Here is a 19,397-nt window from a genome sequence, read left to right on the forward strand (position 1 = left end):
TTCCTGCTGGCGGCAGCGACTGGTGGGCTGCTCGCCTCCGGATCCCGCCTGCCGGCCGCACGGGCCGCCGAGGATGCGCCCCTGACCCGGCCCGGCCACTACGGCTTCGGGCTCGGCAGCTTCCGCGTCACCACCCTCCTGGACGGCTATGTACAGGGCGACGGGCCGCATCCGACCTTCGGCCAGGATCAGCCGGTCGAGGCGGTCCAGGAACTGGCCCAGGCGAACTTCCTGCCGCCCGACCGGATGGAGAACAGCTACACGCCGGTGCTGATCGATACCGGCGAGGCCGTGGTCCTGTTCGACACCGGCAACGTGCCTGGCCGGCAGCCGACCGCGGCATTCCTGGTCGATCAACTGCGAGCCGCCGGCTACGGCCCGGACCAGGTGGACGTGGTGGTACTGACCCACATGCATGGCGACCATATCGGCGGGCTGATGCGCGACGGCCAGCCGACCTTCCCGAATGCCCGCTACGTCACCGGCCAGGTCGAATTCGACTTCTGGGCGGCCGACGAGCGGCTCTCGGGCGCCACCGAGCAGGGCGCCACCCTGTTCCGCGCCAACATGATGCCGCTCGCCGAGAAGACCACCTTCCTCGCCGACGAGGGCGAGGTCGTACCCGGTATCCGCGCCGTCGCCGCGTTCGGCCACAGCCCCGGCCACATGGCCTACCATATCGAGAGCGACGGCCGGCGCCTGCTGCTCTGGGCCGATACCGCGAACCATTATGTCATGTCGGTGCAGCGCCCGGACTGGCATGTCCGCTTCGACATGGACAAGGATGCGGCGGCAGCGACCCGGCGGCGGATCCTGGACATGGCGGCAACCGACCGGCTGGTGGTCAGCGGCTACCACATGCCCTTCCCGGCCCTGGGCTTCATCGAGCGGAGCGGCGAGAGCTTCCGCTGGGTGCCGGTGAGCTACCAGCTCAACCTCTGACCCAAGCCGGGCTCCGGGCCAGGTCCGAGAGTGGTGCCGCCGGCTCGTGCCTGCGGCACGATCAGCACTGCGCCTATTTCCGGCCGGGCTATAGCGAAGCGGCACTCCTCCTATCCGCCTGGAACCACTTTAGATTGGGGAAGCGCGCGGACCGCCTCACCCAGTCCCTGATGCGGACGCGCGACGGCAGGTTCTCCAAGGGTCGCGAGTTGCAGCCGGTCTCCTGGGACCAGGCGTTCGACACCATGGCGGAGCACTGGAAGAAGGTGCTGCGCGAGAAGAGACCCGAAGCGGTCGGCATGTTCGGCCGGGGCCATTGGACGATCTGGGAAGGCTATGCCGCGTCCAAGCTGATGCGCGCCGGGTTCCGCACCAACAATCTCGACCCGAACGCCCGGCACTGCATGGCGTCCGCCGCCGTCACCTTCATCCGCACCTTCGGCATGGACGAGCCGATGGGCTGCTACGACGACTTCGAGGGCGCCGACGCCTTCGTGCTCTGGGGCTCGAACATGGCAGAGATGCACCCGGTCCTGTGGACCCGGGTGACCGACCGGCGCCTGACTGCCGAGCATGTCCGCATCCACACGCTCTCCACCTACGAGCACCGGACCACCGATCTCTCAGATGCGGTGATCTTCACGCCCGGCACCGACCTCGCGAGCATGAACTATATCGCGAACCACATCATCCAAACCGGTGCGGTGAACCGCAAGTTCGTCGACCGGCACGTCAACTTCCGCCTGGTCAACACCGATATCGGCTATGGGCTGCGGCCGGAGCACGTGCTGGAGCAGCGTAACCCTGCATGGCGAGGACGCCCAGGTCTCGCATCCCAGCGACTTCGACGCCTATGCCGAGCTGGTTGGCGAGTACACGCCTGTCCTGCATGTCCCGCAGACCACGGCGCAGTCGCTGGTCGAGAACCTGTTCGCTGACATGGACGAGCTGACCGAGCCGGAGCGCCAGCCCGGTGACCGGGGCGGCCGGTAATGGCGGGCGCGATCGTGCGCCTGTGGCGCTGGTTTCGCGGGCTGCCCGTCGTGCGCACGGCGCTCAAGCCCGCCTCCACCCTGAGCTTGGCCTTCCTGACGCTCGGCGGGTTCGCGGCCGGGATCATCTTCTGGGGCAGCTTCAACACTGCCCTAGAGGCGACCAACACGACCGAGTTCTGCATCAGTTGCCATGAGATGGAGAGCAACGTCTACCAGGAGCTCCAGGGCACCATCCACTTCGTGAACCGCTCGGGCGTGCACCCGGGCTGCCCGGACTTCCACGTGCTGCACGAATGGACCAACAAGATCGCGCGCAAGATGCAGGCATCCAAGGAGGTCTGGGGCCATATCTTCGGCTCGATCAGCACGCGCGAGAAGTTCCTGGGCCTGCGCCGCCATCTGGCGGAGCGGGAATGGGCGCGGATGGAGGCGAACGACTCGCTGCAATGCCGCAATTGCCACTCCGACGAATCCATGGACCTGGCCAAGCAGAACCCGCGCGCGGCCCAGGCGCACGAGCGCTTCCTGTTCACCGGCGAGCGCACCTGCATCGACTGTCACAAGGGCATCGCGCACAGGCTCCCGGACATGTCCGGCGTTCCGGGATGGCAGTGATGACGATCCGTCCGGCCACTATCTTGCTGCTCGGCACGGCACTGGCCCTGCTGGCGCCGCAGCTTCCGCCTGCCGCCGTCATGGCCCAGGAGGCCGCCGCACCCGCGGCGGAGCCGATCGATCGCAGCGAGTTTCTGGCATTCGCCCACAGTTCGGCGGTGCTGCAGGAGCAGGCCTCCACGCTTGCGGCGTCCAGGGACACGCGGCCGGAGGTCAAGGAGTTCGCGCAAGGGATGGTGGCGTTCCGCCTGGAGCAGATCGCCCGCCTGCAGGAGGTCGCCCGAGCGGAAAACGTCACCCTGCCCGAAGGCAAGCAGTTCGGGCACCGGGTCGTCCTGGAGAATCTCGAGCCCCTGGACTACCTGGCGCTCAGCCGGCGCTACGCCGAGGTCCAGGTCCAGGCGCTGGAGCAGGAGATCCTGGGCTTTCAGGCGGCGGAACGGTCGCAGGACGAAGTGCTGACCAGACTCGCGGCCGAGACCCTGCCGCAGCTCCGGGACCGGCTCGATGCCGCCCGCGCCATGATGCAGGCCGTGGAGCCCTGAGCCGCACCACCGGCCCTGGCTGTCCTGGCCAGCGAATGGCGGGCCGGGACGGCCGACAGGCCGCGACGGGTCACGCCACCAGGGCGCTGCCGGTGGCGCTGGTGAAGTCGATCTGGACGACGATGTCGTTGTAGTCGAAGTCGCCGCCGCCCTTCATGTCCTCCCAGCCCCAGGTGTTCAGGCCGTAGTTCCACAAGTGGGTGGCAGGCGCACCGCCTGCCTGCACGTTGGCATCGGCAAAGGCGAAGAACTCGTCGTCGCCGGCCGAGAGCCGCATCGCGATCAGGTCGCCGGCATCGACATCGGTGATGCTGGTCTGCAGGAACTCGCCGAAGCCCGGTCCCTCGATCCACGCGTCGCCGTCACCGGTCGCATAGGCACGCCCCAGCGTGGCGGCATCATAGCCATCATCGCCGGGTGCCAAGTCGCCGATCCGGCCGGTGAAGTCGTCGACCTCGTAGAACAGGACCGAGACCTCCTTCTTGCCGTTCTGGCGCAGCCGGATGACCGCTTCCTGATCGTCGGCACCGCCGGCGGTGTCCGCGACGGCCACGGCACGCGCCACCTGCAACGCGCTGTCCAGCTCGCCCGTCACATAGTCGATGAAGCCGTAGTCGTTGGTGAGGCCGGCCTGCGGCGTCCCGGTAGCCTCGCCGCCGATGGTGATCGCCAGATCATCCCCCTGGTCGAGCGCCAGCTCGTAGGGGCGCGACTGGGCATGCTCGTCGAACAGGCGCACCAGGTCACCGTCGAAGTCGGCCTGCAGGACCTGCTGCGCGAACTGGCTGGTCCAGGCATGAGGAGAGCCGGCACTCGCGTTCCAGGACACCGTGCCGCCCGACGCGACCAGGTCGATCCCGCCATCGCCGGCGAGGATCGGCTGCAGGAGGAGGCTCTGCCTGGTCGCACTGCCGCCAGCATCGTCCAGGATGCCAGGAGCATCGGCATAGAGCTGGCTGTGGGCGAGGGTCGTGAGCGCCCGGGTCAGCAGGACGCCGTTCGGCGAGCCTAGCCCGGTGGTCAGGTCATAGTCGGGCCCGGCCTCGTAGCCGAACCCGGTCGGCGTGAGGGTGATCTGTTCCTCGGCACTCGGATCGCCCTTGATCGGGCCGCCCTCGACATAGCTCGACACATTGTTGCCGAGCTGGACGTCGTTGAACGAGCCGGGTGCCACCACCGCTGCCGTGTAGAACAGGTCGTTCAGGTAGCCGAGCTGCGGCAGCCCCTGGTCGGCGAACACGGCGTTGATCTGGGCACCCAGCGACGCCCAGAGTGGGGTCGACGCGCTGGTCCCGCCGCTGGCCTCGAACTGGGTCATGTCGGCAGACGGCACCAGATAGAACATGTTGCCGCCGGCCAGCGCCGCCACGTCCGGCATGCCCCGCCCGGTTTCAGCGAGCGGATCGCTCGTAGTGGGGAGCAGTCCGTAATCGGCCTGGTAGCCGGGAACGTCCTGGGTGACATCCACGCCACCCGAGCTGGCGGCGTTCTCGGTATAGTCCGTGGTGAGGGTGTCGCCGTCGAGCCGGTACTGGTTCCAGACGGTCTCGACCAGAATCGCCGATCCGGATGCGTTCCCCGGCAGGACATCCAGGCCGCCCGCGATCAGCTGCTGCAGCGTGCCGAGATCGTGCTCGCCAGCCAGTTCGACCAGTCGGTCCAGGGTCACGTCGTTCGCAGCGGCCGACACCGTGCTGAGGGACGTTCCGCCGACCGTCACCGCGTAAGGGCTGGCAAGCTGATGAGTCACGTTGGTGAGCCCGTTGCCGAGCTCGTTCCCCGAGCCGCCATCATAGGTCATGACGAACATCGACTGATTGCGGAGCGCCGCATCCACGAACAGCTCCCGATAGGCGTCCAGGAACGGCGAATCGGGCGCAGGCAATTGCACGTCGCTGAACGAGGACGCGATGACCTCGGGATTGGCATCCTGATCCCAGATGGCCGACTGGAACGAGGTGAACACCGTCCCCTCCGGGGAGGAGCCCACATAGAGGCCGATCGTGCTGTTCGGTGCCGCCCCTGCCACGACCCCGACATCGAGAGAGCGCTCGCCGCCGCTCTCGTCATCGTAGCTCTGATGTCCCGGGTTGTTCACGTAGAAGCGGCCAGCCGTGTCGAAGCCCAGTGCCTTGCGGTAGGCATCGAGCTGCTCCTGGAACGTGACGGTCGACTCTTCGGGCAGGGCAGCACCGACTCCCGTCTCGATCAGCGCAATGGTGCCGGTATCAAGGTCGCTGCCAACCAGCGGGAACTTGTAGTGCTCGCTGATGGCAGTGGGCGTTTCCGTAGCGCCCGCCGTCGAGCCGTTGCCGATGCTCTGCCAGCCCTGCGGCAGCTCGACCGATCTGTCGGTGAGGTCGGCAACGGCCGATGGGAGGCCGACATCGACCCACAGCCCGTCGGGCGTGACGTTCCAGCCGTCCGGGATTGACAAATCGCCGTTCCAGAAGACGAGATCGGGATCCGCCGGATCACCGGCCACCAGCAGCTCCGTGCCGAACAGGTTCTGGAAGTCGTCGGCGTTCAGGCTGACCCAGACCGTGCGTGATTCCGCCGAGGAGACATAGCCCTCGTCCACGCCCAGCGTCGTGATGCCGTTGGCGTGGAGCCGGTCAACCAGCGTGTCATAGGCAGCCGGATCGGCGCCGAACGTGGTCCAGAGCGTGCCGTCCGCCTCCATCTGGGCGAGCAGCTTCTGGCGCGTTCCCCAGTCCTGGCTGAGCAACTCGGTCGGGTCATTGGCGCGCTCCAGGCTCAGCGCGACGTTGATCGTCAAGCCGGGCGGTGCCGCATGAATCTCCGAAGGATCGAGGTCATGGGCCTCGGCGACGGTGGTCTTATCCGTGCTCCGGTAGGACGTCAAATCCAGGAACGTCGAATTCTCGATTTTCGGCATGTGGATTTCCGCCTCGGGCGTCTTATTGTGCGCAATCCGCACAGATGATCTTGTTTGGGCGGATTTCTATTTTCAAGTTCCGGTCAGTATCCGGAAAATCTGTCGCATCCTATTCAGTCGGCTGTGCCCTGATCGACCGCAGCGCCTCGGCCAGGATCATCGCCGCCGCCAGATGGTCGATCTTCCCGTTCCTGCCCGGCGGCGGCAGCTCGCCCGCCTCGATCGCGGCCTCCACGCCGCCGGTGGTGAACCGCTCGTCCTGCAGGAACACGGGCAGACCTGCCAGCGGCACGAACAGGTCCAGGAAGTTGCGGACCCGGTCGCAGGCCTCCTTCTCCCGGTCGTCCAGGCCGAGCGGCCAGCCAACCACCAGTCCGGCGGGCCGCCGCTCGCGCAGGAGCCGGAGCAGCGTCTCCCGGTCATGCGCCCAGGACTTGCGGACATGAGTGAACAGCGGCGTCACCATCCGCCGCTCGGCATCGGTGCCGGCAAGACCGATCGCCCGCTTACTGACGTCCAGGGCCAGGAGGCCGCCGCGCTTTGGCAGGATGGCGGCGAAGTCGGCATGGTTGCGGAAGATGGATGCTGACACTAGCTTCCGTGCGCCCTTTGCGGCCATATCCGGCCGCGTTTTCCGTTTTTCGCGTGCAGGAGACCAGAGATCCATGGCGATCGACAAGGCCACGGTGGCGAAGATCGCGCACCTGGCCCGCCTCGAGGTTCCTGAAGAGCAGCAGGAGCATCTGGCGAAGGAGCTGTCCGGCATCCTCGGCTGGGTGGAACAGCTGGGCGAAGTGAACACCGATGCGGTCGAGCCCCTGCGCTCGGTCATGCCGATCACCCAGGACTGGCGGGCCGACGAGGTAACCGACGGCAACCGGCGCGAGGACGTGCTGGCGAACGCGCCGGCCCAGCAGGATGGCTATTTCGTGGTGCCGAAGGTGGTCGAATGAGCGTGGATCTCCACCGGCTGACGCTGGCCGAAGCTAAAAAGGGCCTGGCCGCCAGGGAGTTCAGGGCGGTCGAGCTGACCGAGGCCTCTATCGCCCAGATGGAGTGCCACCGGGCGCTCAACGCCTTCATCACCGAGACGCCCGAGCAGGCGCTGGCCATGGCGAAGGCCGCGGACGAGCGGATCGCCAAGGGCGAGGCCGGCCCGCTGGAAGGTATTCCGATCGCGGTGAAGGACCTGTTCTGCACCAAGGGCATCCGCACCACCGCTGCCTCGAACATCCTGGGCAACTTCGTCCCGCCCTATGAGAGCACGGTCACGAAGAAGCTCTGGGAGGCGGGTGCCGTCTGCCTGGGCAAGACCAGCCTCGACCAGTTCGGCATGGGCTCGGCTAACCTGAACAGCGCGTTCGGCCTGGTGAAGAGCCCCTGGACCCGGCCAAGCGACGCCAAGCCGCTGGTGCCGGGCGGCAGCTCGGGCGGCTCGGCCGTGGCCGTGGCCGCGCGCATGTGCCTGGCCGCGACCGGCACCGACACGGGTGGCTCGATCCGCCAGCCGGCCGCCTATACCGGCATCACCGGGATCAAGCCGACCTATGGGCGCTGCTCGCGCTTCGGCATCATCGCCTATGCCTCCTCGCTGGACCAGGCCGGTGCCTTTGCCCGCAACGTCCGGGACAGCGCCATCCTCCTGCAGGCGATGGCTGGCCACGACCCGAACGACAGCACGTCCGCCGACCTGCCGGTGCCGGACTTCACGGCCGGGATCGGCAAGTCGCTCAAGGGGCTGAAGATCGGCATCCCGAAGGAGTACCGGGTCGAGGGCCTCTCGCCCGAGATCGACCGGCTCTGGCAGCAGGGGGCCGACTGGCTGCGCGCCCAGGGTGCCGAGGTGAAGGAGGTCTCGCTGCCGCACAGCCGTTATGCGCTCGCGACCTACTACATCATTGCGCCGGCCGAGGTGTCCTCTAACCTCGCCCGCTATGACGGCATGCGCTACGGCCTGCGCGTCGAGGGCCGCAACCTGACCGAGACGTACGAGAAGTCGCGCGGCGCCGGGTTCGGCGACGAGGCCAAGCGCCGGATCATGATCGGCACCTACGTGCTCTCGGCCGGCTATTACGACGCCTATTACGTCAAGGCGCAGAAGGTCCGCCGCATCCTAGTCAACAATTTCCGGAAGGTGTTCGAGGAGGTCGACGCGGTGCTGGCGCCGACCACCCCCACCCCGGCCTTCCGCATCGGCGAGGAGCCGGACGACCCGGTCGCCATGTACCTGAACGACGTGTTCACGGTGACCGCCAACCTGACAGGATTGCCCGGCATGAGCGTGCCGGCCGGCCTGTCCTCGGACGGCCTGCCGCTGGGCCTGCAGATCATGGGCAAGCCCTGGGACGAGCCGACCGTGCTCCAGATCGGTGCGGCGCTGGAAGAGGCCGCACAGTTCAACACGCTTCCCTACGGCATCGAGGCTCGGGCATGAGCTGGACCATCGAAGGCAATACCGGCACCTGGGAGATCGTGGTCGGTCTCGAGGTGCACGCGCAGGTCTCCAGCCAGGCCAAGCTGTTCAGCGGTGCGGCCACCGCCTACGGCGCCGAGCCCAACACCCAGGTCAGCCCGGTCGATGCCGGCATGCCCGGCATGCTGCCGGTGGTGAACGCCTACTGCGTGGAGCAGGCGGTGCGCACCGGCCTGGGCCTCAAGGCCGAGATCAACAAGGTCTCGGTGTTCGAGCGGAAGAACTATTTTTATCCGGACCTGCCGCAGGGCTACCAGATCAGCCAGTACCAGCACCCGATCGTGGGCAAGGGTGAGCTGATCCTGGACATGCCGGACGGCAGCCAGCGCCCGATCGGCATCACCCGCCTCCACCTGGAGCAGGACGCCGGCAAGTCGATCCACGACCAGGGCCACGACACCACGCTGATCGACCTGAACCGGTCGGGCGTGGCGCTCATGGAGATCGTGAGCGAGCCGGACATCCGCGATCCGGAGGAAGCCGTCCTCTACATGCGCAAGCTGCGCTCGATCCTGCGCTATCTCGGGACGTGCGACGGCAACATGGAAGAAGGGTCGCTCCGTTGCGACGCCAACGTCTCGGTGCGCAAGCCGGGCCAGCCGTTCGGCACGCGCTGCGAGATCAAGAACGTCAACTCCATGCGCTTTGTGGCGCGTGCTATCGAGTATGAGGCGCGCCGCCAGGTCGACATCCTGGAAAGCGGCGGCGTGATCGAGCAGGAGACCCGCCTGTTCGATTCGGTGAAGGGCGAGACCCGCTCGATGCGCTCCAAGGAGGAGGCGCACGACTACCGCTACTTCCCCGACCCCGACCTCCTGCCGCTGGAGCTGCCGGACGACTTCGTCGAGAAGATCCGCGCGAGCCTGCCGGAGCTGCCCGACGAGAAGCGGGCCCGCTTCATGGCGGAATACGGCCTCTCGTCCTACGACGCCGGGGTGCTGGTCGCCGAGCGCGAGACCTCCGAGTACTACGAGGAGGCCGCCAGGCACGGCGACCCGAAGCAGGCCGCGAACTGGATCATCACCGAGCTGTTCGGCCGGCTCAACAAGGCGGGCATGGACATTACCCAGAGCCCGATCAGCGCCGCCAACCTCGGCAAGCTGCTGGGGCTGATCAAGGACGGCACGCTCTCCGGCCGGCTCGCCAAGGACGTCTTCACGATCATGTTCGACACGGGCGACGCCCCGGACAAGATCGTCGAGGAGCGCGGCATGAAGCAGGTGACCGATACCGGCGCCATCGAGGCGATCGTCGACAAGCTGATCGCCGACAATCCCGGCCAGGTCGCCACCGTCCAGAAGAACCCGAAGGTCGCCGGCTGGTTCACCGGCCAGGTCATGAAGGCCACTGGCGGCAAGGCCAACCCGGGCGTGGTCAACGAGATCGTGGCGAAGAAGCTGGGGATCTGATCGGGCAGTCGCCGGCTGGCAGGTTTCTCGCCAGCCGGCGTCGCCCGGCGTCCGTTGAAGGCGCCTGTCGCCACTGCTTCCCGGCTCAGCCGACTGTGGCATAACATTACCAAACGTAAATAATTTGATTGGCATCACGTAATGGTGATCCCTGGGTGCATGCGATCGGAGTCATGAGGACCGATCATCACGGGCCTCATCGCCGCGACCAGGGAGTCTGCAGATGGCGACACTCACCGGGACCAATGGCAACGACCGGATCTACGGCACGGCCGTGGCCGACACGATCGACGGGCTGAAGGGCAATGACACCCTGTTCGGCCGGGCCGGCGACGACCTGATCCATGGCCGGCAAGGCAATGACCGGATCTATGGCGAGGTAGGGCTCGACCTGATCAGCGGCGGTGACGGCGACGACCATATCGACGGCGGCGACACGCGCGACCGGCTCTGGGGCGATGCCGGCAACGACACGATCCTTGGCGGTGCCGGCAACGACGACCTCTGGGGCGGCGAGGGCAACGATCTGGTGCGAGCCGGTGCCGGCAACGACGTGGCCAGGGGTGATGCGGGCCTGGATCTGCTCAGTGGAGGCGACGGCAACGACAGCCTCTGGGGCAATGACGGCCGCGACCGGCTGTGGGGTGATGCCGGCAACGACACCATTCACGCCGGCAACGGCAAGGACGACCTTTATGGCGGGCTGGGCGACGACCTCCTGCGCGGCGAGATCCACGACGACCGGCTCTTCGGCGATGCCGGCTTCGACCGCCTGAGCGGTGGCGATGGCAACGACGCATTGTCCGGCGGTGATGGGCGCGACCGGCTGTGGGGCGACGGCGGCGACGACACCATCCAGGGCGACGCGGGGAACGACGATCTCTATGGCGGCACCGGGGACGACCATCTCCTGGGTGGTTCCGGTAACGACCTGCTGGTGGGCGGCAACCGCGTCTACGAGCCGACCGAGACTCCGGATGGCAGCGACGGCACGGACCGGCTGGAAGGCGGGGTCGGCGATGACCGGATCCATGGCGCCATGGGCGATGACCTGATCCTGGCGGGCGATGGCAACGACCTGATCCGGCCGGGCGGCGGGGAGAACGTCGTCTATGCCGGCCAGGGCGAAGACCGGATCGAGATGCCCTACGAGCCACTCTGGCCCGAGAATTTCGGCGCCATGACCCTGTTCGCCGGGGCGGGCGACGACTTTGCGTTCGGCGGCAGCCGGGACGACAATCTGCGCGGCGAGGATGGCGACGACTGGCTGTTCGGCGGGTTCGGCGACGACCGGCTGGATGGCGGCGCCGGCCATGACCGCCTGCGCGGCGACCTCGGCAGCGACCGGCTGATCGGCGGGGCCGGCAATGACGATCTCAGCAGCGGCCAGACCGAACTGGGCGACCGGACGATCATGACCGGCGGCAGCGGCGCCGACCAGTTCAACTATGCGATGCATGGCGACCGGGAGGCGGCCGACAGCCCGAGCAATCTCTTCGACCAGGTCAACGACCTGATCACCGACTTCAGCGACGGCGACCGGCTGCGGATCAGCTGGCAGAATTTCGATTCCGGCAGCGGCGTCCTGGAGCGCTACGAGTTCAGGTTCGCCGATCTGGATACCAATGCCGACGGGCGGGTCACCGCAGCCGACGACGCGGTGACCGAGCAATTCATCCACTTCGGCGGGAACGCCGGCGACAGCCTGGTGATCGACCTCGGGATCTTCAGCGCGAACGCGGAAGTGACCCACAGCACGGGCGACGAAACCCACACTGTCCGCGGCTATGCCGCCGCAGGCACCATCACCCTGTTCGACGTCACCAGCCTCACGCCGGATGATTTCGTGACGGGCTGAAGGCGGTTCCGGCAGCGCCGCCTCAGGCCTGTCCCATCGGAGCGCTGCCGCTTACCACATGAAAGCGGATCGGGATCCCGATGCCGTCACCGTCCCGATAGGCTTCCGCCCGCTCCAAGAACAGCATGCGGATCCGCTCCTGCGCCTCGGGCGACTGGGCATCCAGGATCGCCGAGACCCGGGCGAAGGCGCCCCTGCCGATCGCCCACCAGTCGGCGGCAGCCGGCACGACGTGGCGGAAGGCCAGCGTCTCCAGGCAGACATCGACGAAGCCGCCGTCATCCAGCAGGCGCACCAGCGCCTTGCGGTCGGCGAAGCGGAAGATCGGTGGACCCGGTGGCAGTCGTTCGGGCGGCGCGCTCAAGGCCAGTTCCTCGATCAGGTCCACGAACAGGCCGTTCACCCGGTTCTCGTCGCGATCCGCCCACCAGGACAGGGCGATCCGCCCGCCGGGCCTCAGCACCCGCAGCGCTTCGGCCACTGCCGCCTCGGGTGCCGGCAGGTGGCCAATGCCGAAACCCATGGTCAGCGTATCATAGTGGCCGTCCGCCACCGGCAGCCGGTCGACCGTGGCGGCGACTGCATGGATCGCCGGCGCTCGCCCCTCCAGGATCGCCAGCATGCCGGGGCTCAGGTCGTAGGCATCGACCCTCGCCCCCTTCGCCAGGGCGCCCAGCGCCACCACGCCGCTACCGGCCGCGAGGTCGCCATGGCGCCCCCCTTCCCGCACCCCGGCCGCCTCCAGCAGCCCTTCCACCGCCAGGGCAGTGACCGGCTCGAACCGGTCGCGATAGGTCGGCGCCAGCCGGTCATGGACGTCGCGCTCGAAGCGCTGGAAATCATCGGCCATTTCCGCTGCCTCCCTGCAGGAGGCTAGCATAGGCGCGGTCCTCGGTGGCGGCGAGGCCGGTTCAGGCGGTGAGGCTGAAGCCCTGGCCGTCGCCCTCTACGACGAAGCGGCCTGCCGCGACGGCACCGGCATAGTTCGCGGTCTTCTCGAAGCCGCCGAACGGATAGAAGTGCAGCCCGGCCACCAGATGGCCAAGCTCGGCCGCCAGGGCCCTAGCGAGATCGACGATGAAGCCGTCCGGCTCGGCGGCGGTGACGAGCTGCAGGACGTTGCCGCCTCGCTTGCTGAGGAAGGAGAGCGAATTGCCCACGCCGCACATCTGGGCATAGCGCAGCAGGCTCTTGATCGAGGCCGGCCCGGGCAGGCCCACCCGGATCGGCAGCCGGTTGCCGGCAGCACGGATCGCCCGCTCCCAGGCCGCCACCTTGGCGGCGTCGAAGCAGAACTGGGTCATCAGCTCGACCTCGAGGCCGGCGGTCTCTGCCCACTCGTTCTTCTCGGCCAGCGCCGCGGCCAAGCCCTCGGTGGAGATGTCCGGGCTGCCCTCGGGATGGCCCGCCACTGCGACCCGGCTGAAGCCCAGCTCCCCGAACAGGCCGGTTCTCAACACATCCATGCTGCTGGCGAACGGCCCTTGCTGAACGGCGACACCGCCGCCGATCACCAGTGCTTCCCGCACGCCCACCGCCGCCAGGCCGCGCAGGTAGGTGTCGAGTGCTGCGGCCGAGGGCAAGGTGCGCGCCGGCACGTGCGGTACCGGCACCATGCCCTCGAACACCAGCCGCGCTGCGGTCTGCAGGATCGCCGGGGGTTCCTCGTCCGGCAGATAGGCAATGTTGACCCGCGTGCCCTTGGGCAGCGGCAGCCGCTCCAGCTTGGCCGCCTGTTTGGCGGTGATCTCGATCGACCAGCCCTGCGCCAGCCCCGTCACCTGCGCTGCGATCGCGGCGCCACCGGCCGTGTTCCGCCGCCCGAACAGATCCCGAAACGCCACCGCCATGGACGGTCATCCCCGCGCCGCTGCCGGGATGGAGCCCCGACAGCCCAGTATATGGGGTCGGATGCGCTGCGTTTCTGGTGCGCATCGGCCTGTCGGGTTTCGTGAAAGCGACATGGCTTTCCACGCCCGAAAAGGTTGCCCATGCCCCTGCCGCCCGAGCAGCCTCGCGTGAATGCGACACGATCTGATAATGCTCAGAGCAGCGGCGGCAGCGGTGCCAGCAGCCGGTCGAGCACCGCCAGGCCGAACGGGGTAGGCAGGTCGCCAGGTGCCCGGTCATGGACCGGCCCCAGCCCCAGCCGACGGGCGGCAGCCCGCTTGCCGTAGGTCACGAGGTGCGGGATCGACTGCATCACGAACACGATGAGCGGCAGAACTTCGGCATAGAGCCGGTCGGCCTCCGCCCAGTCGCCGGTCTGGGTCGTCCGCCAGATCGCGACCTGGACGTCGACCAGCTCCGGTGCGGGGATCATCCCGGCGCAGCCGGCACGCAGGATGTCCGGCAGCTCCAGCCCGCCCCTGCCGTTGAACACCGCGACCTCGCCCTTGAGCGCGTCGATGGTGCGCCGGATCGAGACCGCAGAGCCTTCGCCCTTCAGCAGGAGGAAGTTGGGGTGGCGGTCCTTCAGCCGCCGGATCGCCGGGTCAGACAGCCCCACGCCCAGATAGTCCGGCGCGTTCTGGATCGCGGCCGGGATCGGGCAGGCGTCGATGACCCTGCCGAAGAAGCGGAGCAGTTCGTCCTCGGGCAGCGGTCGGCGGGGCGGCGGTTGCAGGATCACCCAGGAAGCACCGAGCTCTGCGGCCATGCGCGCGAAGGGGACCTGCTCGGCCTCGCTCTCGCCGAACACGGTGACCGCGACCGGCACCCTCCCGCCGGCCGCCCGGGTCAGCCAGCGCAGCAGCATGGCGCGCTCGTCGGGCGAGAGCTTGGCGACCTCGGTGGCCAGACCCAGTGCCGCGATCCCGTCGGCGCCGGCGGTGATGCAGGCCTCGACCTGGCGCAAGAGCGCCCCTTCGTCGAGGCGGTCACGCTCGTCGAAGAAGGCGTAGAGGATCGGCCAGATCCCGGAAAAGGCCGGCGTCGTCATGGGCTCATCCTCCTCCCGACCAGCTCCCAGTGGCATCGGCCACCGGAGCGCGCCGAGCTTGCCGTGCTGGACGCGCCTCGTCATCCTTGCCGCAATATCGCCTTGCTCCGGGGGAACGGAAATGTCGCTCTCGCGCCGTGGTGCCATGCTCGCAGCCGCCCTCTCGCTCCTGGCAGCGGGCGAGGTGTCCGCCGGCGAGGCGCTCGACCGGATCAGGAGTGCCGGCGTGCTGACGATGAGCACCGATCCGGAATATCCCCCGCAGTCCTCGCTCGACCCGGCGACCAACGAGTTCCAGGGCTTCGACATCGATGTTGGTCGGGAGATCGCCAAGCGCCTCGGCGTGGACATCCGCTTCGTCACGCCCGGCTGGGACGTGATCACCGCCGGGCGCTGGGCGGGGCGCTGGGACATCTCGGTCGGCAGCATGACGCCCACCAAGGAGCGGGCGCAGGTCCTGGACTTCCCGGCAGTCTACTATTTCACTCCGGCCTCGCTCGTGGTCCACGAGGACAATAAGACGATCGCCACCCCCGCCGATGCCAGCGGCAAGCGGATCGGGGTCGGCGTCGCCACCACCTATGAGAGCTACCTGAAGAAGGACCTGACCATCGACGTGGCCGATGCGCCGCCCTTCACCTACCAGATCGACGACGCAGAGATCCGCACCTACGACACCGACCTGCTGGCCCTGGACGATCTGCGTTTGGGCGACGGTGTGCGCCTCGATGCGGCGTTCACCGCCCTGCCGACCATCCTGGACGCGATCGAGCGCGGCTACCCGTTCAAGATCGTCGGCGAGCCCTTGTTCAAGGAACCGCTCTCGGTCGCGATCGACAAGGGCGATCCGGAGCTCGGCGCCGAGATCACCCGGATCGTCGACGAGATGAAGGCGGACGGCACGCTCGCCCGGCTGTCCGCGCAGTATTACGGCACCGACCTGACCCAGTGAGCACGCTGGCGGATCTCCTCGACCGGCGGGACGCCCGCCTGGCCCTGATCGGCCTGATCGTCTTCCTGCTCGCCGCCGCGTTCCCCTGGACGGTGCCGGGCCTGGCCGGCCTGCCGCCGGTCCTGGCCCGGCTGGTCGGCGGCCTGCTCGTCGCCGGCCTCGCGGTCGCCAACATCCTGGTCCTGCGCCGGATGCCGTTCGAGTTCCAGGTGCTGCTGGCCTGGGCCGAGCTGTTGCTGGTCTTCGCCCTGTTCTTCTGGAGCTTCGGGCTGGACTACCGCTTCATTCTGGCCAACGTGCCGGGGCTGCTCGGATTTGGCGCTGGCCAAGCCTTCCTGCAGGGGGCCGTCCTGACGGTGGTGATCTGCCTGGTCTCGATTACGTTCGCCACCCTGCTGGCCCTGGTGGGCGCACTGGCACGGTTGTCTGGCAACGGCCTGGCCTTCGGGGTGGCCACCTTCTACATCAGCTTCTTCCGCGGCACCCCGCTGCTCCTGCAGGTGCTGCTGATCTATCTGGGCCTGCCGCAGATCGGCCTGACTCTGGAGGCAGTGCCGGCCGGGATCATCGCGCTCTCCTTGTGCTACGGCGCCTACATGGCCGAGATCTTCCGCGCCGGCATCGAGGCGGTCGGCCGTGGCCAGCGCGAGGCCGCCGCCTCGCTGGGGCTGACCGATGCCCAGGCGATGCGCCTGGTCGTCCTGCCCCAGGCAATGCGGCTGGTCATCCCGCCCACCGGCAACCAGTTCATCGCCATGCTGAAGGACAGCTCGCTGGTCTCGGTGATGGGTGTATGGGAGCTGATGTTCCTGGCCCGCACCTATGGACGCGCCGAGTTCAAGTACATGGAGATGCTGATCACCGCGGCGCTGATCTACTGGCTGCTTTCCGCGGTGTTCGAGGTGATCCAGGCGCGGATCGAGCGCCACTACGGCAAGGGCGTTCGGCCGTGACCGCTCGTCCCCTCGTCCACGTCCTGGCCACTGGCGGCACCATCGCCGGGGCGCAGGATGTCGCCCATGGCTACACCGCCGGCAGCTTCGCCATCGACGCCCTGCTGGCCGCCGTGCCGGGCCTGGACCGCATCGCCGCCATCCGCGGCGAGCAGCTCGTCAGCATCGGCAGCCAGGACATGCATGACGCAGTCTGGCTGAAGCTGGCTCGCCGGCTGAGCGCGCTCGCCAAGGAGCCAGGCCTGGCCGGCATCGTCGTCACCCACGGCACCGACACGCTGGAGGAGACCGTCTGGTTTGCCGAGCTGACCGTCCGGGCCGAACTGCCGATCGTGTTCACCGGGGCGATGCGCCCGGCCACCGCGATCGGCGCGGACGGGCCTGCCAACCTCGCCGCTGCGGTGGCCGTGGCGGTCGATCCCGCCGCAAAGGCCCGCGGCGTGCTGGTGGTGATGAATGACCAGGTCTTCGCCGCGCGCGACGTCTACAAGACCCACGCCAACCGGGTGGACGCCTTCCAGGCGCCCGAGCGCAGCCCGCTCGGCACGGTCGCCGGCGGCTGCCCCCGCTTCCACCGCGCACCCGACCCGCGTCCCGCCAGTTTCGACCTTGGCGGCCATGACGCACTGCCCAAGGTCGTGATCCTCTACGCCCATGCCGGGATGGACCGCGAGCTGATCGATGCCGCGGTCGCGGCGGGTGCCAAAGGCATTGTGGTCGCTGGGGTCGGCAACGGCAACATGACCAGGATTGCCCTCGACGCCCTGATGGAGGCGGCCGAACGGGGCATCGCCGTGGTGCGCAGCACCAGGCTGCCGGCGGGCGCGGTGCTGGCCGCGGGCGAGGTCGACGATGCGGCGCTAGGTTTCGTCCATGCCGGCGAGCTCAAGCCCGGCAAGGCGCGCGTGCTCCTGCAACTGGCCTTGCTCGACGGCGCAGACCGGGCGGCCATCCAGGCGGCATTCGACACGTACTGAAGGCGCATGGCTGCCCTGCCAGGCAGCGGTTGCCTTGCTGGCAGACGGCGCCCCATCAATGGGTCATGTCCCAAGCCGCCGACGCTTCCCGCCGCTCCGCCGCCCTTCGCCAGCCGCCGCTCTGGCTCCTGGTGCTGGTGACCTTCAGCGGCACGCTGGCCATGCACATGTTCGTGCCGGCCCTGCCGGTCGCGGCCGCCGACCTCCATGCTGGCGTCGGCGCCATGCAGATGACGATCAGCCTCTATATCGTCGGCCTGGCGGTAGGGCAGCTCATCTACGGCCCACTCTCCGACTGCTTCGGTCGCCGACCGACCCTGCTGGCCGGCCTCGCCCTCTACACCGCCGCCGGGCTCGGCGCGGCCCTCGCACCCGGCGCCGGCTCCCTGATCGCTGCCCGCCTGCTGCAGGCGCTGGGCGGCTGCGCCGGGCTGGCACTGGGCCGCGCGATCGTACGGGACACTGCCGGTTCCGAGGACGCCGTGCGCCGCTTGGCCCTGCTCAACCTCATGACCATGGCCGGTCCGGCCCTGGCGCCGATGATCGGCAGCACGCTCTCCACTATGCTCGGCTGGCGCTCGATCTTCCTGGTGCTGGTGACGCTGGGCGCGGTGAACCTCCTCTCGGTTTGGCGGCTCCTGCCCGAGACCGGGCGGCCGAGTGGACGGCTCAGCACCCGTTCCCTGCTCCAGGACTATCGCCATCTCCTGCGCTCACCGGTCTTCCTCGGCTTCGCCGTGGGCGGGGGCTGCACCACCACTGCGATCTACGCCTTCATCGCCGTCGCTCCCTTCCTGTTCGTCCACGAGCTGCACCGCCCGCTGCACGAGGTCGGGATCTATCTGGGCCTACTGATGGTCGGCATGGCCGCCGGCAATGTCCTGACCGGCCGGCTGATCAGCCGGGTCACCATGGAGCGCCTGATCATCGGTGCCAGTCTGCTGGTCCTCGTCAGCTCCCTCGCCTTCTTCGCCGCAACACTGTTGGGACTCCTCACGGTGCCGGTGGCGGTCGGCACCATGTCCCTCCTAACCCTGGGCGCCGGGATGTCGAGCCCACCGGCGCTGACCAAGGCGATCAGCATCGATCCGCGCCTGACCGGCTCGGCCGCCGGCCTCTACGGCTTCATCCAGATGACGGTCGGCGCCCTGTTCACCGCGCTGACCGCTTCCGGGCCGGACCCGGCGCTGGCTGCGGCCCTCGTGCTCAGTCTGGGCGCCGTGATCGCCCAGATCGCTTTCGCCTTCGCGATCCACCGGCAGCGCGCCTGAGTGATGGGCCGGCTGCCCTCGGACGCCGGGGCTTGTTGGGCAATGGCCGCCCCTGCATCCTTCGAGCCTGGAGCCACGACGTGAAGGAGCCGATGAACGTGAGGACACCGGAACTCGCCGCCTGGACCAGCGGCCTGGCCGGCCCCGCGACCGATGCCTGGCTGATCCATACTGAAGCGATGGCCAGGGTCCGGCGCGGCGAAGACGTGATCGTCCTGTCGGTGGGCGACCCGGACTTCGATACGCCCTTCCGGATCCGCCAGGCCGCCAAGGACGCGCTGGATGCCGGCCGCACCCATTACGCCGACGTGCAGGGCAAGCCGGCACTGCGCGAAGCGATCGCCCACCACCACGGCAGGCTCACCGGCCGCCCGGTCGATCCGGAGCGTGTCGTGGCGCTGGCCGGCGCGCAGTGCGCGCTGTTCGCGGCCTGCCAGTGCCTGCTCAACCCGGGCGACGAGGTGGTGGTGCCAGCCCCGGCCTATGTCACCTATCCCGCCACGATCGCCGCCGCCGCCGCGGTGATGGTGAACGTGCCGCTCGACGCCGAGACCGGGTTCCGCCCGG

Annotated in this window: 17 protein-coding genes and 1 pseudogene; 13 read left to right on the top strand and 5 right to left on the bottom strand. The window is 68.4% G+C overall.

Annotation, left to right across the window (positions count from 1 at the left end; genetic code table 11):
* Positions 1-3 precede the first annotated feature (3 nt).
* The 4 genes and pseudogenes from EQG76_RS03900 to EQG76_RS03915 all read left to right on the top strand — a co-directional run bounded on the left by EQG76_RS03900 (position 4) and on the right by EQG76_RS03915 (position 3,097).
* Positions 4-942 (top strand): MBL fold metallo-hydrolase, encoded by a 939-nt coding sequence (locus EQG76_RS03900; protein ID WP_159710807.1) that lies wholly within the window; start codon positions 4-6, stop codon positions 940-942.
* A gap of 146 nt (positions 943-1,088) precedes the next feature.
* A pseudogene (locus EQG76_RS03905) lies at positions 1,089-1,881 on the top strand (molybdopterin-dependent oxidoreductase); the annotation flags it as partial.
* Positions 1,882-1,934: 53 nt separating this feature from the next.
* Complete coding sequence (locus EQG76_RS03910; RefSeq protein WP_159710781.1) at positions 1,935-2,552, top strand: NapC/NirT family cytochrome c; 618 nt, start codon at positions 1,935-1,937, stop codon at positions 2,550-2,552.
* Positions 2,552-3,097 carry a DUF4142 domain-containing protein gene (locus tag EQG76_RS03915; protein WP_159710783.1) on the top strand — a complete coding sequence of 182 codons (546 nt, stop codon included), beginning with the start codon at positions 2,552-2,554 and terminating at the stop codon, positions 3,095-3,097. Before EQG76_RS03910 ends, EQG76_RS03915 begins: the two co-directional genes overlap by 1 nt.
* 70 nt (positions 3,098-3,167) lie before the next feature.
* On the opposite strand, the gene EQG76_RS03920 is transcribed toward EQG76_RS03915, so the two are convergent.
* Positions 3,168-5,996: a S8 family serine peptidase gene (locus EQG76_RS03920; protein ID WP_159710785.1), complete on the bottom strand. Its 2,829-nt coding sequence runs from the start codon at positions 5,994-5,996 to the stop codon at positions 3,168-3,170.
* A 109-nt stretch (positions 5,997-6,105) separates the two neighbouring features.
* Positions 6,106-6,588, bottom strand: a complete 483-nt coding sequence (gene ruvX / locus EQG76_RS03925; protein ID WP_159710787.1) for a Holliday junction resolvase RuvX — start codon at positions 6,586-6,588, stop codon at positions 6,106-6,108.
* A gap of 73 nt (positions 6,589-6,661) precedes the next feature.
* Between ruvX and gatC the strand changes: the two genes are divergently transcribed.
* From gatC to EQG76_RS03945, 4 genes are all read left to right on the top strand, one after another.
* Entirely contained in the window at positions 6,662-6,949 is a 288-nt protein-coding gene (gatC, locus tag EQG76_RS03930) for an Asp-tRNA(Asn)/Glu-tRNA(Gln) amidotransferase subunit GatC (protein WP_159710789.1), read from the top strand.
* Between the two features lie 2 nt (positions 6,950-6,951).
* Positions 6,952-8,430 carry an Asp-tRNA(Asn)/Glu-tRNA(Gln) amidotransferase subunit GatA gene (gatA, locus tag EQG76_RS03935; RefSeq protein WP_407925502.1) on the top strand — a complete coding sequence of 493 codons (1,479 nt, stop codon included), beginning with the start codon at positions 6,952-6,954 and terminating at the stop codon, positions 8,428-8,430.
* On the top strand, positions 8,427-9,878 hold the full coding sequence (gene gatB / locus EQG76_RS03940) for an Asp-tRNA(Asn)/Glu-tRNA(Gln) amidotransferase subunit GatB (protein WP_159710793.1): 1,452 nt from the start codon (positions 8,427-8,429) through the stop codon (positions 9,876-9,878). The genes gatA and gatB overlap by 4 nt, the downstream gene beginning before the upstream one ends.
* 223 nt (positions 9,879-10,101) lie before the next feature.
* Complete coding sequence (locus EQG76_RS03945; protein ID WP_159710795.1) at positions 10,102-11,736, top strand: calcium-binding protein; 1,635 nt, start codon at positions 10,102-10,104, stop codon at positions 11,734-11,736.
* A 22-nt stretch (positions 11,737-11,758) separates the two neighbouring features.
* On the opposite strand, the gene EQG76_RS03950 is transcribed toward EQG76_RS03945, so the two are convergent.
* From EQG76_RS03950 to EQG76_RS03960, 3 genes are all read right to left on the bottom strand, one after another.
* Positions 11,759-12,586, bottom strand: coding sequence for a class I SAM-dependent methyltransferase (locus EQG76_RS03950; RefSeq protein ID WP_159710797.1), 828 nt, complete (start codon positions 12,584-12,586; stop codon positions 11,759-11,761).
* 61 nt (positions 12,587-12,647) lie between these two features.
* The gene (locus EQG76_RS03955) at positions 12,648-13,586 is read right to left on the bottom strand and encodes a methylenetetrahydrofolate reductase (protein ID WP_159710799.1); all 939 of its coding nucleotides are present in this window, start codon (positions 13,584-13,586) and stop codon (positions 12,648-12,650) included.
* Between the two features lie 194 nt (positions 13,587-13,780).
* On the bottom strand, positions 13,781-14,677 hold the full coding sequence (locus EQG76_RS03960; RefSeq protein WP_159710801.1) for a dihydrodipicolinate synthase family protein: 897 nt from the start codon (positions 14,675-14,677) through the stop codon (positions 13,781-13,783).
* 121 nt (positions 14,678-14,798) lie between these two features.
* Between EQG76_RS03960 and EQG76_RS03965 the strand changes: the two genes are divergently transcribed.
* From EQG76_RS03965 to EQG76_RS03985, 5 genes are all read left to right on the top strand, one after another.
* Complete coding sequence (locus EQG76_RS03965) at positions 14,799-15,629, top strand: transporter substrate-binding domain-containing protein (RefSeq protein ID WP_159710803.1); 831 nt, start codon at positions 14,799-14,801, stop codon at positions 15,627-15,629.
* Entirely contained in the window at positions 15,626-16,582 is a 957-nt protein-coding gene (locus EQG76_RS03970) for an amino acid ABC transporter permease (protein WP_235031199.1), read from the top strand. The genes EQG76_RS03965 and EQG76_RS03970 overlap by 4 nt, the downstream gene beginning before the upstream one ends.
* Entirely contained in the window at positions 16,579-17,559 is a 981-nt protein-coding gene (locus EQG76_RS03975) for a type II asparaginase (RefSeq protein ID WP_200840536.1), read from the top strand. The genes EQG76_RS03970 and EQG76_RS03975 overlap by 4 nt, the downstream gene beginning before the upstream one ends.
* Positions 17,560-17,624: 65 nt before the next feature.
* Complete coding sequence (locus tag EQG76_RS03980) at positions 17,625-18,830, top strand: multidrug effflux MFS transporter (protein WP_159710805.1); 1,206 nt, start codon at positions 17,625-17,627, stop codon at positions 18,828-18,830.
* Between the two features lie 80 nt (positions 18,831-18,910).
* A partial coding sequence (locus tag EQG76_RS03985; RefSeq protein ID WP_200840537.1) for a pyridoxal phosphate-dependent aminotransferase occupies positions 18,911-19,397 on the top strand: 487 nt, incomplete at its 3' end.

This window comes from Geminicoccus flavidas, from assembly GCF_009806515.1.
In the GTDB taxonomy this organism is placed as follows: Bacteria; Pseudomonadota; Alphaproteobacteria; order Geminicoccales; family Geminicoccaceae; genus Geminicoccus; species Geminicoccus flavidus.

Coding starts and splice junctions, on each gene's coding strand:
- EQG76_RS03945 (WP_159710795.1), top strand. CDS start 10,102: ATGGCGACACTCACCGGGACCAATGGCAACGACCGGATCTACGGCACG.
- EQG76_RS03960 (WP_159710801.1), bottom strand. CDS start 14,677: ATGACGACGCCGGCCTTTTCCGGGATCTGGCCGATCCTCTACGCCTTC.
- gatC (WP_159710789.1), top strand. CDS start 6,662: ATGGCGATCGACAAGGCCACGGTGGCGAAGATCGCGCACCTGGCCCGC.
- EQG76_RS03980 (WP_159710805.1), top strand. CDS start 17,625: ATGTCCCAAGCCGCCGACGCTTCCCGCCGCTCCGCCGCCCTTCGCCAG.
- EQG76_RS03950 (WP_159710797.1), bottom strand. CDS start 12,586: ATGGCCGATGATTTCCAGCGCTTCGAGCGCGACGTCCATGACCGGCTG.
- EQG76_RS03920 (WP_159710785.1), bottom strand. CDS start 5,996: ATGCCGAAAATCGAGAATTCGACGTTCCTGGATTTGACGTCCTACCGG.
- gatB (WP_159710793.1), top strand. CDS start 8,427: ATGAGCTGGACCATCGAAGGCAATACCGGCACCTGGGAGATCGTGGTC.
- EQG76_RS03965 (WP_159710803.1), top strand. CDS start 14,799: ATGTCGCTCTCGCGCCGTGGTGCCATGCTCGCAGCCGCCCTCTCGCTC.
- EQG76_RS03955 (WP_159710799.1), bottom strand. CDS start 13,586: ATGGCGGTGGCGTTTCGGGATCTGTTCGGGCGGCGGAACACGGCCGGT.
- EQG76_RS03915 (WP_159710783.1), top strand. CDS start 2,552: ATGACGATCCGTCCGGCCACTATCTTGCTGCTCGGCACGGCACTGGCC.
- EQG76_RS03910 (WP_159710781.1), top strand. CDS start 1,935: ATGGCGGGCGCGATCGTGCGCCTGTGGCGCTGGTTTCGCGGGCTGCCC.